19 protein-coding genes are annotated in these 14,473 nt (G+C 60.4%); 1 reads left to right on the top strand and 18 read right to left on the bottom strand.

Annotated elements, in window-relative coordinates; genetic code table 11:
• Positions 1-11: 11 nt before the first annotated feature.
• The 4 genes from MHFGQ_RS04225 to MHFGQ_RS04210 are packed head-to-tail and all read right to left on the bottom strand — an operon-like array spanning position 12 to position 2,373.
• Positions 12-374, bottom strand: a complete 363-nt coding sequence (locus MHFGQ_RS04225; RefSeq protein WP_106005951.1) for a response regulator — start codon at positions 372-374, stop codon at positions 12-14.
• A gap of 28 nt (positions 375-402) precedes the next feature.
• Positions 403-1,023 carry a chemotaxis protein CheC gene (locus MHFGQ_RS04220; protein WP_170066345.1) on the bottom strand — a complete coding sequence of 207 codons (621 nt, stop codon included), beginning with the start codon at positions 1,021-1,023 and terminating at the stop codon, positions 403-405.
• 48 nt (positions 1,024-1,071) lie between these two features.
• On the bottom strand, positions 1,072-1,845 hold the full coding sequence (locus MHFGQ_RS04215; protein ID WP_106005953.1) for a CheR family methyltransferase: 774 nt from the start codon (positions 1,843-1,845) through the stop codon (positions 1,072-1,074).
• A gap of 12 nt (positions 1,846-1,857) precedes the next feature.
• Positions 1,858-2,373, bottom strand: coding sequence for a chemotaxis protein CheD (locus MHFGQ_RS04210; RefSeq protein WP_245907884.1), 516 nt, complete (start codon positions 2,371-2,373; stop codon positions 1,858-1,860).
• A gap of 84 nt (positions 2,374-2,457) precedes the next feature.
• On the opposite strand from MHFGQ_RS04210, the gene MHFGQ_RS04205 reads away from it, so the two are divergent.
• A complete protein-coding gene (locus tag MHFGQ_RS04205; RefSeq protein ID WP_343105529.1) occupies positions 2,458-3,018 on the top strand; it encodes a tetratricopeptide repeat protein in 561 nt (186 codons plus the stop codon).
• A gap of 6 nt (positions 3,019-3,024) precedes the next feature.
• On the opposite strand, the gene flgG is transcribed toward MHFGQ_RS04205, so the two are convergent.
• From flgG to fliO, 14 genes are all read right to left on the bottom strand, one after another.
• Positions 3,025-3,807, bottom strand: a complete 783-nt coding sequence (gene flgG / locus MHFGQ_RS04200; RefSeq protein WP_106005955.1) for a flagellar basal-body rod protein FlgG — start codon at positions 3,805-3,807, stop codon at positions 3,025-3,027.
• Between the two features lie 67 nt (positions 3,808-3,874).
• Positions 3,875-4,639 carry a flagellar hook-basal body protein gene (locus tag MHFGQ_RS04195; protein ID WP_106005956.1) on the bottom strand — a complete coding sequence of 255 codons (765 nt, stop codon included), beginning with the start codon at positions 4,637-4,639 and terminating at the stop codon, positions 3,875-3,877.
• Between the two features lie 135 nt (positions 4,640-4,774).
• A complete protein-coding gene (locus MHFGQ_RS04190; protein WP_146127167.1) occupies positions 4,775-5,131 on the bottom strand; it encodes an endolytic transglycosylase MltG in 357 nt (118 codons plus the stop codon).
• Between the two features lie 65 nt (positions 5,132-5,196).
• Entirely contained in the window at positions 5,197-5,565 is a 369-nt protein-coding gene (locus tag MHFGQ_RS04185; RefSeq protein ID WP_106005958.1) for a hypothetical protein, read from the bottom strand.
• Positions 5,566-5,576: 11 nt separating this feature from the next.
• Positions 5,577-6,335: a FliA/WhiG family RNA polymerase sigma factor gene (locus MHFGQ_RS04180; RefSeq protein WP_106005959.1), complete on the bottom strand. Its 759-nt coding sequence runs from the start codon at positions 6,333-6,335 to the stop codon at positions 5,577-5,579.
• Entirely contained in the window at positions 6,325-6,993 is a 669-nt protein-coding gene (locus MHFGQ_RS04175) for a flagellar brake protein (protein WP_106005960.1), read from the bottom strand. The genes MHFGQ_RS04180 and MHFGQ_RS04175 overlap by 11 nt, the downstream gene beginning before the upstream one ends.
• A 15-nt stretch (positions 6,994-7,008) precedes the next feature.
• Positions 7,009-7,848 carry a MinD/ParA family protein gene (locus MHFGQ_RS04170; protein WP_106005961.1) on the bottom strand — a complete coding sequence of 280 codons (840 nt, stop codon included), beginning with the start codon at positions 7,846-7,848 and terminating at the stop codon, positions 7,009-7,011.
• The gene (gene flhF, locus MHFGQ_RS04165) at positions 7,823-8,974 is read right to left on the bottom strand and encodes a flagellar biosynthesis protein FlhF (protein WP_106005962.1); all 1,152 of its coding nucleotides are present in this window, start codon (positions 8,972-8,974) and stop codon (positions 7,823-7,825) included. Before flhF ends, MHFGQ_RS04170 begins: the two co-directional genes overlap by 26 nt.
• Complete coding sequence (flhA, locus tag MHFGQ_RS04160) at positions 8,971-11,043, bottom strand: flagellar biosynthesis protein FlhA (RefSeq protein WP_106005963.1); 2,073 nt, start codon at positions 11,041-11,043, stop codon at positions 8,971-8,973. Before flhA ends, flhF begins: the two co-directional genes overlap by 4 nt.
• Before the next feature lie 261 nt (positions 11,044-11,304).
• Complete coding sequence (gene flhB / locus MHFGQ_RS04155) at positions 11,305-12,384, bottom strand: flagellar biosynthesis protein FlhB (RefSeq protein ID WP_170066346.1); 1,080 nt, start codon at positions 12,382-12,384, stop codon at positions 11,305-11,307.
• Positions 12,381-13,145 carry a flagellar biosynthetic protein FliR gene (fliR, locus tag MHFGQ_RS04150; RefSeq protein WP_106005965.1) on the bottom strand — a complete coding sequence of 255 codons (765 nt, stop codon included), beginning with the start codon at positions 13,143-13,145 and terminating at the stop codon, positions 12,381-12,383. Before fliR ends, flhB begins: the two co-directional genes overlap by 4 nt.
• A 1-nt stretch (position 13,146) precedes the next feature.
• A complete protein-coding gene (gene fliQ / locus MHFGQ_RS04145) occupies positions 13,147-13,416 on the bottom strand; it encodes a flagellar biosynthesis protein FliQ (RefSeq protein WP_106005966.1) in 270 nt (89 codons plus the stop codon).
• Positions 13,417-13,442: 26 nt separating this feature from the next.
• Complete coding sequence (gene fliP, locus MHFGQ_RS04140) at positions 13,443-14,105, bottom strand: flagellar type III secretion system pore protein FliP (protein ID WP_106005967.1); 663 nt, start codon at positions 14,103-14,105, stop codon at positions 13,443-13,445.
• A complete protein-coding gene (fliO, locus tag MHFGQ_RS04135) occupies positions 14,095-14,472 on the bottom strand; it encodes a flagellar biosynthetic protein FliO (RefSeq protein ID WP_106005968.1) in 378 nt (125 codons plus the stop codon). The genes fliP and fliO overlap by 11 nt, the downstream gene beginning before the upstream one ends.
• Position 14,473 lies beyond the last annotated feature (1 nt).

Raw genomic sequence — 14,473 nt, 5'->3', positions numbered from 1 at the left:
TCCCCCACCTTTTAGGCCAGAACCTTCTCCAGGGCCTGGAGTACCCGGTCCTGCTGGAAGGGTTTGACGATAAAATCCCTGGCTCCGGCCTGGATGGCTTCCATGACCATCAACTGCTGGCCCATGGCGCTGCACATAATAATCCTGGCGTTGGGATCGATTTGTTTAATGGCCTTGACGGCGGCTATACCGTCCATTTCCGGCATGGTGATGTCCATGGTCACTACATCGGGGCGCAGTTCCTGGTACATGGCCACGGCCTTCTGCCCGTTGTCGGCTTCTCCAACGACTTCGTACCCGTTTTTCGTCAGGATGTCTTTAATCATCATACGCATAAAGGCGGCATCGTCCACCACAAGCACGCGCTTACCCATGCTTCTCCCTCCATGTTAAATCTGTACTTCATTCTATCTGCAGGCCCAGGGAAAGCAAGATTGTTTCCAGGGCCGCGTTTTCCGGCACGAGGAAAAAATGGCCGCTGATGGTAATCACTTCGCTGTAAAACATGGTTTCAATCACCAGGGCGCGGTCGGAAAAATAACCCCCCTCCAGAAAGGCCGAGCTCAGCACCGCCCCCAGCATGTCAAAGGCAAAGGCGGGCACGCTGGGTTTAAACTCCAGCCGGCAGAAATCGGCAAAGGCATTGAGAAAGGTTCCCGCCAGGATGTTTCCCAGCTCGGTAAGGACGGAGCGGCCCATTTCATCCAGCTCCGAAGTAGTTCCCGCGGGCTTGCCCAGGAGGAGATCGATCAAGAGATAGGCGCTGGACGCGTCCAGGAGAAAGAAAATCTTGCTCGGCGCCGGGCCGCCGACGGTGAATTCGACGCAGGCCACGGGATCCTCTTCATTGCCGACCAAGGCCGTAATTTCCTTCAAAGGCAGCACCCCGGCCCGGGGCACGGTCATCTGGATGCGGCTACCCAGCATGCTGGCCAAGGCCGTCGCCGCGTTGCCGGCGCCGATGTTGCCTATTTCCTTCAAGGCGTCCAGGTGGAGAGCGTTGAGTTTATCCCAGGGTTCCATAGGTCCTCCCTCCATGGCTGGCGGCAATCTGCCACAATCTGCCATAGATTAAAGTCCGGGGCGCCGATAAAACCAGGGCGCCACCTTCTCAAAACCGAGTTCCCTGTACTGGAAGAGGCTTTCGGTGGCGCCGATAAAGAGCACTCCTCCGGGCGCCAGGGCCTGGTAAAAACGGCGGTAAAGCTCTAATTGGGCGGCGGCGGTGAAATAGATGACGACGTTGCGGCACAGGATCAGATGATAACCGCCGGGAAAGGGGTCTTTAAGCAGATCGTGGCGGCGAAAATTGACCATAGCCTTTATTTTTTCGCTGACGACATAATTTTCTCCTTCCCGGCGGAAATAACGTTTTAGCCTCTCAGGAGTAACCGCCTGGACCGCCCGCGGCGGGTACACGCCGCGACGGGCGGCGGCCAGGGCGCCCTCGTCAATATCCGTGGCGTCGATTTTATGCCGCGCCATGGGCGCCTGCTCATCGAGGAGGATGGCCACCGAATAGGGTTCCGGTCCGTCGGCGCAGGCAGCGCTCCACACTTTAAGGCTTTTGTGGCGCGCCAGAAGCCCGGGTAGAACTTCCCTTTCCAGCCGGGCGAAGATCTCAGGGTTGCGGAAAAACTCCGAAACGTTGATGGTGATCTTATCGATAAAGCGCTGCCACTGAGCGGCGTCCTCGCCCAAAAGGCGGAGATAAGCGGCATAATCCCTTATGCCCAGCTGGTTCATGAGGCTGTCGATGCGCCTTTTGAGCTGGGTTTCTTTATAGCCGTCCAGGTAAAGGCCGAAGCGCCGGTGGATCTGGCCCTTGAATTCGTTAAAATCCATGATCTTCCCGCCCTATAGTTTCTTTAAAGGCTTGCCGATGACGCGTATGTATACCTCGCCGTCTTCCAGCTCGAATATCATGGTGCGCCCGAAATTGCCCCCGGTGTCGGCGCCGACAATGGGTAAATCCAGCTTTTCCAGGGTCTGCCGCACCATGGCCGTGTTGCGCTGGCCTATATTGAGGAAAGAAAGGTGCCGGTCGCCGGAAGTGAACATCTGGGCGCCTCCGGCAATCTTTGCCACCACCCTGCCGCGCCTGGCACCGCCCCGCAGCATTTCTTCCAGCATGTCGGGGATGGCCAGATCGGCAAACTTGGCTCGGTTGCCCCTGTCTTGAAACTGGCTGCTGTCGGGCAGCATAATGTGGGCCAGCCCCCCTATCCGGGCGACTGGATCGTACAGGGCGATCCCCACGCAGGAACCCAGGCCCAGGGTGAGCAAGCGTCCCGGAGCCCGACTTACCTGCCACTCAGCTATACCGACTTTGATCTCTTCTACGCTGCTAGCTGCCTGCATGGGTCGATTCATCCGTTCCTTCATTTTTCTGGTTAACTTACATATTTTAGCATCCGCCGGGGCATAATACAACAGGAATTTATCCCGGGAGGTTGTATGATGCTTTACTGTTCCCTCTGCGGACGGCCCCTGCCGCCTGGATGGCGGTACTGTCCCGTCTGCACCCATGAAGCCGAAGAAACGAAATCCATATGTCAGGCCGCCCTCTGTCTGCGGGCCGGCAACGTCGCCTTAACCCGCGGGCGTTCCTTCCTTGCCGCCTTTTTCTACCGGGCCGCGTTAGAAATAAATCCGACAAGCTGGGAAGCCCTTTTCAACCTGGGGTGCCTGGCCTGGCAGCAGGGTGACATCGGTCACGCCATCGCCTTGTGGGAAAAAAGCCTGGTAAACAATCCGGAAAACTACCTGGCCCACTTCAACCTAGGCACGTTTTTCCTCTACAACCGCAACCTCAACGCCGCCCGCTACCATCTCACCCGCGTGCGCCGGATTAAGCCCGGCTTCCTGGAAGGCCGGGTCAACTTGGGCACCACCTATCTGCTCCTGGGTAAACTCGAGGCGGCACGGCGCGAATATGCCTTTGTCCTGGAGCAGGACCCAGGGCACAAAGGCGCCCGGCGCGGCCTGGCCTTAATAGCCAGAACGGCGAACACTTAATGATTTTTAACGCCGCAGGCTGTTGGCCAGGCCCCACATCTCGTCGGCCAGCCGCACGGAACGGGCATTGACCTCATAGGCCCGCTGGGCCATAATCATGCGGGTTAAAGCGGCTGCCAGGTCGACGTTGGCCGCCTCCAAATAGCCGGAGCGAATGGTGCCCAATCCCTGGGTTCCCGGCCTGCCGGCAGCAGCCTGGCCGCTGGCCGCCGTTTCCCGGAAAAGGTTGTCGCCCGCCCCTTCCAACCCGGACGGGTTGGGGACGGTGTAAAGGTCGATGTTTCCCAGCACCTGGGGCATCCCGTCAATTACTGCCGTTACCGTACCGTCCGGGGAGACGGTGACGTTCTCCGCCTCCGGAGGCAGGGAAAAGGGCACGTCTAAATAATAACCCCGGGCGTTGACCAAAAAGCCGTCGGCGTCGCGGTGGAAATTGCCGTCCCGGGTCAAAAACCGCTCTCCCCCCGGGCTGTAGACGGCGAAAAATCCTTCTCCCTGGACGGCGAGGTTCAAGGGGTCCCCTGTATGGATTAAAGATCCCTGGCTGAAGTCTTTCTCCATTGCCGCGACCCTTACCCCCGCCCCCAGGGCCGGCGGCGTTGCGGCCTCCGGGATACGGTTTACGGGCATCCCCATTTCCTCGATAGGACGGTAAATGAGGTCGGCAAACTCCACCCGCCCCTGTTTATATCCCGTGGTGTTAACATTGGCCACGTCGTTGGCCAGACTGTCTACAGCGAGCTGTTGGGCCAGCATGCCGCTGGCGCCCCGCCATAATGCGCCGATCATTCGTTAACCCTCCTCGAATGCCATAAGCCCCCTCGGCTGGCTGCACCGGCTTCTGCCAAAATAACACCTAACGCAGGCTCCCGACCTCGTTGACGCTCTTGCCCAAGGTCTGGTCGGCGGCCTGGATGGCCTTTTGATTGGCTTCATAGATACGCATGACGGCCAGCATGTCCACCATTTCCCGGGCCAAGTCCACGTTGGCCCTTTCCAACCAGCCCTGTTTTATTTGCGCTGCCGCCGGCAGAGGCTGGACCCCGGCGGGTGCGTAAAACAGACCGTCGCCCCGGCCCTCGAGGAGCTGCAAGTTCTCCCCGGGAAAGGTCACCACCCGTAATCTATCGATCACCTGACCGTCCACCAGCACGCGGCCGTCACCGTCGACCTTGAAGGCGGCCGTACCGACGTAAACGGCCCCCCGCTCACCCTGGACCGGATATCCTTCCGCAGTGACCAGAAAACCCCGGGCGTCGACATGAAAGGAGCCGTTGCGGGTATAGGCCTCGGTATCCCCTGCTTGCACGGTGAAGAAAGCCGGCGTCTCCCCTGGGGCGTCTATCAGGGCGAGATCGGTAGAACGATTCGTTTCTTCCAGGGGACCGGGAGCAAAGTTGGTATAGATCTGGTCGAGCATAACTCCCGGGGCAAAATAACCCACGGGAGCGCTCCGCCCCTCCTCCATGCGCTGCAGCAGCATCTCCGGAAAGGTGCCCACGGCGGCCGTTTGGGCCTTGTAGCCGCCGGTGGTCGCGTTGGCCAGGTTGTTGGCGATAACGTCCTGGCGTATTTCCTGGACCACCATGCCGGTAGCGGCCAGATATAATCCCCTTAACAATAGTATCCCCCCTCCAAAATAGCTTTATCTTCGACCGGCATTGTCCGGCATCCCTCCATGGTCCTCGCACCAGACAAATGCCAGCCCTCTAGCATCCTCCAAATCCATTCAATCTCCGCAGCCTGCTTTTGCCGCCTAACCGGTCAACCGCCTGATAATCTCCTTGATGTCTCCGGCGGGCAGGTAATAGGAACCGGCCTTGAGTTTCTGGGTTACGCCCTGGCGGCGCACCTCCGCTTCGAAGGCCGCCGCCGCGGCCACACCCTTTTCTTCCAGAATGGCGGCAATCTCTTCGAGGCCCACCCCCGCCGGAATGGTAACCAGCACCTCGCCCCGGGGGTCCTCCCCTTTTTCCTGCGCGGGGGTTGATTGGCTTTGATAAGCGGAGGGCGCGAAGGGCACTACTTCTTCCCGGAAAACCATGCCGTAGTCCCGCGCCCGGGCGATTATTTCCTCCCTGGTTGGTCCCCGCTGAAAAGGCAGCAGCAGCATTCCTGAAAGAAGAAGGCCAAGGCCCAATCCAAAGCCGAAGGGGGTTAAAAACGAACTTCTGGCTTTTAGCGTTTCAAGTTTAAGATTAATGCTATTTCCCCCTTTCCCCGGCCGAAGCGTCGCGCCAGGCTTTCAATGCTTTCCCCGGCGGCGTGGGCCTGCCGGATTTGCTCAGCGACGGCCCCATAAGGTGCGGCGTTACCGGGAAGTTCTTCTTCGGACGGCACCAGATAAAGTTCATCCTGCAATTCCGCCACGGTTTTTTTCAGGGCCTCCACCTCCCTTTGCAGGGCGGCCAGGCGTACAAATAGCTCGGTATTGGCGGTGCTGATACCGGAGCCGTTTTCACCTGAAAGGCCATCTTTTAGCCTCAGGGCCGCCAAAAACGATGTTGCGACGAGAAGGATGCCCGTAACTATCAAGAAATAGGCCATTTTGCCATCACCTACATAAAATCGGCGAGGTATCTGCGCAGGTTTAATATGGCCCGGCCGTGCAGCTGGCAGGCCCGGGATTCGGAGACGCCGAGGATTTTACCGATTTCCTTTAACGTTAAACCTTCATAATAATAAAGGGTAAGGACCAGGCGATCCTTTTCGTTCAATGCTTTAAGGCCTTCTATAAGGGCGCGGCGGAGTTCCTTCTGCTCGTAGCGCCCGGCGGGGTCGGGGCTGAAAGGGTCGGCGAGCATTTCCCCCCGGGTGGCCCCTTCCTCCCCTTCCCGGTCGAAAAGGAAGTCTTCCAGGGAAAGGATGGCCATCTGGGAACCCCTTTCCAGCAGGTCGTGGAGTTCCTCCACGCTTATACCCGCCGCCGCTGCCACCGCCTCGTCCTTCACGTCGCTCCCCTGAACCTGCTCCAGCCGCCGGTATACAGAGCTTACCCGGCGCAGCCTTTCCACCAGGGTGCGGGGGGCCCAGTGGGACCGGCGCAGGGCGTCGAGGATGGCGCCGCGGATGCGCATGGCTGCGAAGTATTCAAAGCTGACGCCGCGGGAAGGATCGTAGCGGTCGATGGCCTCCATGAGGCCGACAATGCCGTAGCCCAACAGGTCCTCCTGGTCAAGGTGCCGCGGCGGTTTAACGACCAGGCGGCCCACCTGCTGTTTCACCAGGGGCAGGTATTTAAGCACCAGTTCCCGCCGTCTATCTTCGTCCCGGCGGTCCAGGTAGGCCTGCCAGACGGCGCCGTCCCTAACTGCCATGTTCCCAGCCTCCCCGGCGCCTTTCTTCCAGCAGCCGCCGGAAGACGAAGGCCACGATTTCATCCTCCTGCCTCTCGCTCAAAGCTTCAAAGGCCACCCCGACTTCATAGCGCCTCTCGCCGTCTATTTCCCTCGGGGCCACCCTTTTTACCCGGCCCGCAAGATGCAGGGGCGCGCGGCGGCTTCCCGGCAGGCAGATTTCGAGATAAAGGAGGTCGCCGGGAACCATGGGTTCCCGCAGAACCAGCTGGGCTCCCCCGCCGCTTATATCTACCGTCACCCCCCTGGCACAGGCTCGGGGCGGACGGTGGGGCCAGTCTTCCGCGGGCCAGGGGGCGTAACGCACGTCCAGGGCCGCCCTGGCACGCACGTGGGAGCGCACCTGAATCCGCCGGTATTCTTCGGGATAGGCCAGATAGTAAAGGGGAGGTTCTTCGGGCACGAAACGCTGTACCTTGGTCGCAAATTCATAACGGGCATCCTGGCGGTTGCAGACCACCAAAATCTCCTCACCCGGCAGGAGGACCACCTCCTCCCCTGCCGGCGCCAGGACGGCAAAGCCGTCTTCCCGGGTATCCTGGACGATGGTACGAACGTCCCTGCCGGAAGTTTTAATTATTACCGGCAGGTTTACAGCTATAAAATTCGGTCTGGCCACAATAAGCCTCCCTTCCTACCTGCCCAGCAGCCGGCTCAAGCGCTGCCAGAAGCCGCCGCCACGGTTCGGCGGAAGTTCTTTACCCCAGAGCCTCGCGGCGGCTTCTTCCAGGGCCCGGGCGGCCGGGCAGGTGGGATACGCCTGGCAGAAGGGCTGCTGGCGCCGCACCGCCTGACCCACCCTGGGGTCTTCAGGGATGATCCCTAAAAGGGGCAGATCCAGCTGTAAAAAACGTTGGCAGGCACCCCGGAGACGGTCGGCGGCCTGACGGCCCTCCGTCCATCCCGCCCGGTTGATGAGCAAATGCATGGTTACGTTTAAACGATAAAGTCCTTTAATCAGGCCGTAGGCATCAGTTATGGAAGTGGGTTCGGGCATGGCCACGACAATAGCTTCGCCGGCGGCCGCCGCAAAGCTCAGCACCGTCCTGTTGATGCCGGCACCGGCATCAACCAGAATGACGTCCAGTCCCATGGCTAGGGATGTCAACTCCCCTATAAGCCGGTCCCGGATCGGCGGCGCCAAATCGGCCAGCTCCTGGACGCCCGAAGCCCCCGGCACCAAGAGAAGCCCGTGGGGACCGCAGACGATGATTTCTTCTAACCTACGCTCTCCGCCGACGACGTCCTTTAAGCTGTAACGGGGAATGAGCCCCAGGAGGATGTCCACGTTGGCCAGGCCCAGATCGGCGTCGAAAAGGAGGGTCCGCCGCCCCTGGCGGGCAAGGATCAGCCCCAGATTCACGGCGATGTTGGTCTTGCCCACGCCGCCTTTGCCGCTGGCTATGGCAATAACCCGCGCGGCGTCCTGCCGTCGCTCCGACACCAGCCTACGCAACCCGGCCGCCTGATCCATCTTGCACCACCGCTTCCCATATGCGCCGGGCCAGGAGATAGGGTTCCGCCTTTTCGAGGTCGTCGGGCACGTCCTGTCCCGTCGCTAGGTAGGCCACAGGCACCCCTGCCGCCGCCGCCACCGCCATGACAGCACCCGGGCAATTCGTTTCGTCCAGTTTGGTGAAAATAAGGCGGCCGTATTTCAAGCTCCGGAAGTTATCAACGGCCTGGAGCTGATCCTTAAGCCTCGTAGCGCAGCTTAACACCAGGAAAACTTCCGCGTCGGGTACGACTTCCAGGAACCCCCGGGTTTCCGCCAGCATGGCTTTATTTTCCGGCGCCCGGCCGGCGGTATCTATCAACACCACGTCGCATCCCTGCAGGTTTTCTAAAGCAGCCCGCAACTCCCGCGGCGTCATGGCCACTTCCAGGGGCAGGCCCATTATCTCCCCATAGGTCTTAAGCTGGTCCACGGCGCCGATGCGGTAGGTATCCAGGGTGATGAGCCCGACCTTTTTATTTTGATAAAGGCTGTAGCGGGCCGCGATCTTGGCCAGGGTGGTGGTCTTGCCCACACCCGTAGGGCCGACAAAGGCCTGAACCCGCTTTTCTGAAAACGGCGCCATTAGGGGTGCAAGGTGCTCATTCAAGCGGCTTAAGACCACTTCTCCCACAACTTCCCGTCCCGCCTCCTCTAAACCCTTTAAAAGGGCGGTCACCACTTCTTCTCCCAGTTCCTGTTCCAGCAGGCGCTGCCGCAGGTCCTGCAGGTGTTCGGGAAGCTGGGAATGGGCGGGGCGGACCAGGCGGTGCAGGGCGGCCTTGATGTCGGCCAATTCCCGCTGGAGGGCCTCCAGGCCGCCGCGGCCGCCGGCATCACCATATCCCGCCGCCCTGCCGCCCGTGTCGCTTCCGTTCCCGGCTCCCTGACCAGGCGCAGCGGGTCCGGGCGGCCGGGAAGGGGTTCTCCCTTCGCCTTCCTCCACGGCAGCCGTGACCTCCAGGCGGGGCGGCTGAAAAAAGCCCCGCCAGCCCGGCTGGCGTACCCGGCGGGTGGCCACGATCACCGCGTCCGGCCCCAGGTCACGGCGAATGGCGAGATATGCTTCCTGCATGTCGCGGGCGAGATAGCGCTTTATCTTCATGCCAGGTTCACCGCCTCCACGGCTTCAACTTCCATCCCCGGTTCCAGCTCGTTATAGGCCAGAACCGGCAGGTAAGGAAAAGAGCGTTTAAGCAGCCGCCGCAGGGGCAGGCGAACCCTGGCCGAGCATAAGAGCACCGGCTGGACGCCGCCGACGGCCGCCTTTTCCACGGCCCGGCCCACCCTGTTCAAGAGCTCCCGGGCCTCCTCCGGACCCAGGGCCGGAAAAGCCCCCTGGGAGGTCGGCTGGACGGCCTCGGCCACCCTCTGCTCCAGCTGGGGATGGAGGGTGACGGCGGTAATTTTGCCGTCCCGGGCGTACTGGCGGCTGATGGTACGACTCAGGGCCTGACGCGCCGCCCCCAGGAGGTAGTCGGGATCCCGGCTGGTACGGGCGGCGTCGGCTAGGGCCTCCAGGATGCCGACGAGGTCGCGAATGGGCACCTGTTCCTGTAAAAGACCGGCCAGCACCTTCTGCACCTCGCCGACGGATAGAAGGTTGGGTACCAGCTCTTCCACCACTGCCGGATTGGTTTCCTTGACCTTGTCTAAAAGCTCCCGGGTTTCCTGGCGTCCCATGAGTTCGTCAGCATGGGCCTTGATAAACTCCGTAAGATGGGTGATGAGTACAGTAGTGGCGTCGACCACGGTAAACCCGGCCAGCTCCGCTTCCTGGCGCCTGGCCGCCGGCACCCACCAGGCCGGCAGGCCGAAGGTAGGCTCCCTGGTTGGTATTCCCTCCGGCGGCCCCTCACTGCCGGCGGGGTTCATAGCCAGGAGATAGTTCGGTTGGATTTCGCCCCGCGCCGCTTCCACGCCCCGCAACTTAAAGATGTAGCTGTTGGGGGGCAGCTGCAGGTTGTCCCGGATGCGGATGGGCCTGACATAAATGCCCATTTCGGTGGCGCACTGACGCCGCACGGCGGCCAGACGGTCCAAAAGATCTCCGCCCGCACTTTCGTCGGCCAGGGGGATAAGGCCGTAGCCGATTTCCACCTCCAGGGGGTCCACCTGAAAAAGGCTTAAGACGTTTTCCGGCTGGCGCGGCGCCGTCTTCTGGGCGGCAGCCCTTTCCTCACGGCGCCGTCCCTCCAATTTTTCCTCCCGGGCCAGGGCATAGGCCGCGTACCCGGTGCCGCCGGCCAGGATGAAAAAGGTCAAATGGGGCATTCCCGGCAAAAGCCCCATGAGGAAAAGGATGGCGGCCACCAGGGCGGCGATGCGGGGAAAGCCCGTCAGCTGGGCTATTACCTCTTTGCCGAAGTTGTCAACGGAACCGGAACGGGTCACCAGGATGCCCGTGCCGGTGGACACCATAAGGGCCGGCAGCTGGCTCACCAGGCCGTCGCCGATGGTCAGGCGGGTATAGGTCTGCAGGGCTTCCATGAAAGGCATCTTCAGCTGCCACATGCCGATGGCCAGCCCGCCCACGATGTTAATGGCCACAATAATCAGGCTGGCCACGGCGTCGCCCCGGACGAACTTGCTGGCGCCGTCCATGGCGCCGTAAAAATCGGCTTCCCGCTGGAGCTCGCGCCTTTTGGCCCTGGCTTCCTCTTCGGTCAAAAGGCCGGCGTTGAGATCGGCGTCGATGCTCATCTGCTTGCCGGGCATAGCGTCCAGGGTGAAGCGCGCCGCCACTTCGGCCACCCGCTGGGCGCCGTTGGTGATGACGATAAACTGGATAATGGTAATGATAATAAAAATGATAAAACCGACGATATAGTTGCCCCGCACCACGAAGCTGCCGAAGGTTTCGATGACATGGCCGGCATCAGCCCGGCTTAAGATAAGGCGGGTGGAGGAAATGTTTAGCGACAGGCGGAAAAGGGTGACGACCAGCAAAAGGGACGGAAAAACGGAAAAATCCAGGCTGCGGCCGACGAACATGGTGGTCAGGAGGATGATCATGCTGACGCCGATGTTGACGACGAGGAGGATGTCCATGACCAGGGGGCTGACGGGGACGACGATGAGCATTACCACCCCCAGGACCAGGGCCGCCACCAGGATGTCGTTATAGGGGTTGAGGCGCCTTAAGACGCCCAACAGGCCGGTATTTGCCGCCATAGAACTGTATTTCCTCCAAAAAAGTGGTATGTCGGGATATGTCCCTGCGCCGCTCAAAAGCTGCGCGCCGACAGGACGACGCCTCGGTTCGGACCGCTGCTCATCGCCTGCGGATTGCCAATGAACAGGCTTCCTGCTCCGCCGGCTCCAATCCTTAGCCCCTCGGACCAAGTCGCTCACTACAAACAAATGCCAGCCATAAATCAGACACTTAGTTAGTTCAGCTTGTCGACAGAAGCAGTTCTCCAATTATAAATGCCGCTACATCCTTCCCCGCAGGCGGTAGATCTGGGCAAGGATCTCGGCCACCGCCTGGTAGAGGGCCACCGGTATTTCCTGGCCCAGCTCCACCTGGCGGTACAATGCCCGGGCCACCGGAGGGTTTTCCACGATGGGAACGTTGTGGCGGCGGGCGACTTCTTTAATACGCTCGGCGATGCTCCCCGCCCCCTTGGCCACCACCCGCGGGGCCCTATCTCCTTCCCGGTAGCGCAGGGCCACGGCCACGTGAACGGGGTTGGTGATGACCACCGTGGCTTCCGGCACGGCGTGCATCATGCGGTGCCGGGCCAGCCGCCGCTGCTTCTCCCGCAGGCGGGACCGGACCAGGGGGTCGCCCTCCATTTGCTTCAATTCTTCTTTTACTTCCTGTCTGGTCATGCGGATGCTGCGCTGGAACTCGCGCCGCTGGAACAGGTAGTCCACCGCCGCGAGGCTAATGAAAACGATCATCACGCCCAGACCCACCCGGTATAGGAGCCGCCCCACCATTTCCAGGGCGGCGGGGAGCCCGGCATCGACGACCGTTATCAGGCGGTCTAACTCACCCCGAACCAGGGCCCAGGCCACGAAACCCACCGCCGTTACCTTGAAAAGGCTCTTCACCAGCTCTATCAGGGCACGACGGGAGAAAAGGCGCTGCATCCCTTTAACCGGGTCCAGGTTTTCCAGGCGCGGCATTATGGGGTCCAGGGAAAAGAGGAAGCCCACCTGGGCAAAATTGGCGAATAGGCCCACCGCCGCCGCCACCAGGAGGACGGGAGCCAGGAGGAGGCCGATTTCTACCGCCTGGTGGTAGAATACGGCCATCAATGCCCCCACATCCAGGTTCTCCTTGAGGCCTTCCCCCAGGGTATGAGTCATAAGGTCGGCCATCTTTAAGTAAAAGGCCTGCCGCCGCCAATAGAGGTAAAGGATTACGGCCAGGAGCACCAGGGCGGCGGTCAGGTCGTTGCTCCGGGCCGCCTGCCCCCTGCGGCGCACTTCCTGGAGCCGGTGGGGGGTTGCTTCCTCGGTTTTCTCTTCGGCAAAGAGCTGGAGGTTAATCCCTAGGCCTATCACCGCGGCCAGCTCCTTAGGATCAGGGCCAGGTCGTGTTCCATCTGGCTGAAGAGGTTGGCGCAGACCGTCGCCAGCATGGGCAGAACGGCGATTAAAATCAGAAGGCCCAGGCCGATTTTTAAAGGAAAACCCAGGATGAAAACGTTCAGCTGGGGCACGGTGCGGGCGATGAGACTTAAAGTCAAATCGGCAATGAAAAGGACAGCGATAACGGGAGAAGCGATTCTTACCGCCAGGCTGAACATGCCGCTAAAAAGCCTCACCACCGCCAGAATGATACTCCCGTCAAATCCCACCCCTCCCAGAGGCAGAAGGCGAAAACTCTCCTGCAGGGCCAAAAGCACGGTGTGGTGGCCGTCCATCTGGAAAAAGAGGAGCAGGGCCAGGATGTTAAAGAACTGCCCCAGGACGGTGGTGGAGTAGGCGGTCTGGGGATCCAGGAGGTTGGCCATCCCCAGGCCCATATTCAGATCTAAAAGCTGGCCGGCCACCTGGACGGCGCTGAAAATGAGGCTGGCCAGATACCCTAGGGCCAGACCGGCCAGGGCCTCGTTCACTACGGCCAGGGCAAAGGCCCCGCCGCTATACGCCGCATAATCTCCCGGCAGCGTCGGAAAAAGGAGGAAGGCCACCAGCACCCCTAGGGCCGCCTTTAACGGGGCCGGTACGCTGCGAACGCCCAAAAATGGCGCCGTTATGAAAAAGGAGGTAGACCGCACCAGCACCAGTAAAAAGGCTTCCGCCCCTTTGAAGTAGTCCATGCTATTTCACCAGACCGGCGAGGTTGCCGAAGATCCCGGCGGTGAACTGGATTAAGGTATTCAGCATCCACGACCCCAGAAGCAGGGTTCCCAGGATGACGGCCACAATCTTGGGCACAAAGGTCAAAGTCTGCTCCTGGATCTGGGTGGTGGCCTGGAGAATGCTTATCCCCACCCCCACGACGAGGCTTAAAACCAAGGCCGGAGCAGCCAGCAAGAGGGCCGTTGTCAGGGCTTCCCGGGCCAGGTGAATGACAAATTCCTGGGTCAAAATCTACCCCTCCGTCCTAGCTCTCATTAAAAACTTTCCAGCAGGGATTTCACCACCAGGTACCAGCCGTCGACCAGGACAAAGAGCATGAGCTTAAAGGGTAAAGAGATCATCACCGGCGGTACCATAAACATGCCCATGGCCATCAGAGTGCTGGCTACTACCAGATCGATGATTAAAAAGGGAATGTAGATTAAAAAACCCATCTGGAAGGCCGTCTTCAGCTCGCTTATGACGAAGGCCGGAATGAGGACGTGCATAGGTACGTCATCCCTGGTGCGGGGTTGGGGTATGCCCGACATATGTACGAACAGGGCCAGATCCTTTTCCCGCGTCTGGCGGTACATGAACTCCCTTAAGGGTTTGGCTCCCACCGTCAAAGCCTCTTCCTGGGTAATCCGGCCGGCCAGATAGGGGTCGACGGCCTGGGCTTTAATCTCTTTATACACCGGCGCCATAATGAAAAAGGTCAGAAACAGGGCCAGGCCGATGAGCACCTGATTGGGTGGCGTCTGCTGGGTGGCCAAGGCGCTGCGTACGAAGGAAAGGACGATGATAATCCGGGTAAAAGAAGTCATAAGCAACAGGGCGGCCGGTACAAGGGCCAGGGCGGTTAAAAGGATCAGGATTTTAACGGCATCCGTCAACTGCTGGGGATTGACGGTCTGAAGCAGGTTGTTAATTTCCATGTTTTTTACGGCGCTGCGCTTCCCATGGCCCCATTGCGCCGTTTTCCCCTTCCTCTTCCCCAAGATAACTCAAAGGATACGCCTGGATTTCCCCCGCCGCGGCCGCCGGGTAGTCCGGCAGTTCCGTCAAGAAGACCGGTGCGCCTTCCCCCAGGCCGATTAAAAAATATCTCTCACCGCACCGGACCACCGCCAGGCCGCTTTTGCTGCCCAGGGGAAGCCTTTCAACCACTTCCAGCCTCCCCGGACCGGCGATCCGGCTCCCGACCCGCCCTGCGCCCAGGCGGACCGTAACGTAGGCCAGGGCCAGGACTAACGGCAGAAAAACGGCCAGGCGCAGGAGGGCCAGGACAAAATCGCGGTCCATA

The organism is Moorella humiferrea, assembly GCF_039233145.1.
In the GTDB taxonomy this organism is placed as follows: domain Bacteria; phylum Bacillota; class DSM-521; order Neomoorellales; family Neomoorellaceae; genus Neomoorella; species Neomoorella humiferrea.
The sequence above is the reverse complement of the archived record's forward strand: the minus strand, read 5'-3'. Positions and strand labels throughout refer to the sequence as shown.

Excerpts from the sequence above, each read along its gene's own strand:
- MHFGQ_RS04210 (WP_245907884.1), bottom strand. The coding sequence starts at position 2,373 with ATGAATCGACCCATGCAGGCAGCTAGCAGCGTAGAAGAGATCAAAGTC.
- fliO (WP_106005968.1), bottom strand. The coding sequence starts at position 14,472 with ATGGACCGCGATTTTGTCCTGGCCCTCCTGCGCCTGGCCGTTTTTCTG.
- MHFGQ_RS04185 (WP_106005958.1), bottom strand. The coding sequence starts at position 5,565 with ATGGCCTATTTCTTGATAGTTACGGGCATCCTTCTCGTCGCAACATCG.
- flgG (WP_106005955.1), bottom strand. The coding sequence starts at position 3,807 with ATGATCGGCGCATTATGGCGGGGCGCCAGCGGCATGCTGGCCCAACAG.
- flhA (WP_106005963.1), bottom strand. The coding sequence starts at position 11,043 with ATGGCGGCAAATACCGGCCTGTTGGGCGTCTTAAGGCGCCTCAACCCC.
- MHFGQ_RS04170 (WP_106005961.1), bottom strand. The coding sequence starts at position 7,848 with ATGGATCAGGCGGCCGGGTTGCGTAGGCTGGTGTCGGAGCGACGGCAG.
- MHFGQ_RS04215 (WP_106005953.1), bottom strand. The coding sequence starts at position 1,845 with ATGGATTTTAACGAATTCAAGGGCCAGATCCACCGGCGCTTCGGCCTT.
- MHFGQ_RS04205 (WP_343105529.1), top strand. The coding sequence starts at position 2,458 with ATGATGCTTTACTGTTCCCTCTGCGGACGGCCCCTGCCGCCTGGATGG.
- fliP (WP_106005967.1), bottom strand. The coding sequence starts at position 14,105 with ATGGAAATTAACAACCTGCTTCAGACCGTCAATCCCCAGCAGTTGACG.
- MHFGQ_RS04220 (WP_170066345.1), bottom strand. The coding sequence starts at position 1,023 with ATGGAACCCTGGGATAAACTCAACGCTCTCCACCTGGACGCCTTGAAG.
- MHFGQ_RS04180 (WP_106005959.1), bottom strand. The coding sequence starts at position 6,335 with ATGGCAGTTAGGGACGGCGCCGTCTGGCAGGCCTACCTGGACCGCCGG.
- MHFGQ_RS04225 (WP_106005951.1), bottom strand. The coding sequence starts at position 374 with ATGGGTAAGCGCGTGCTTGTGGTGGACGATGCCGCCTTTATGCGTATG.
- fliR (WP_106005965.1), bottom strand. The coding sequence starts at position 13,145 with ATGGACTACTTCAAAGGGGCGGAAGCCTTTTTACTGGTGCTGGTGCGG.
- flhF (WP_106005962.1), bottom strand. The coding sequence starts at position 8,974 with ATGAAGATAAAGCGCTATCTCGCCCGCGACATGCAGGAAGCATATCTC.
- MHFGQ_RS04190 (WP_146127167.1), bottom strand. The coding sequence starts at position 5,131 with ATGCTGCTGCTGCCTTTTCAGCGGGGACCAACCAGGGAGGAAATAATC.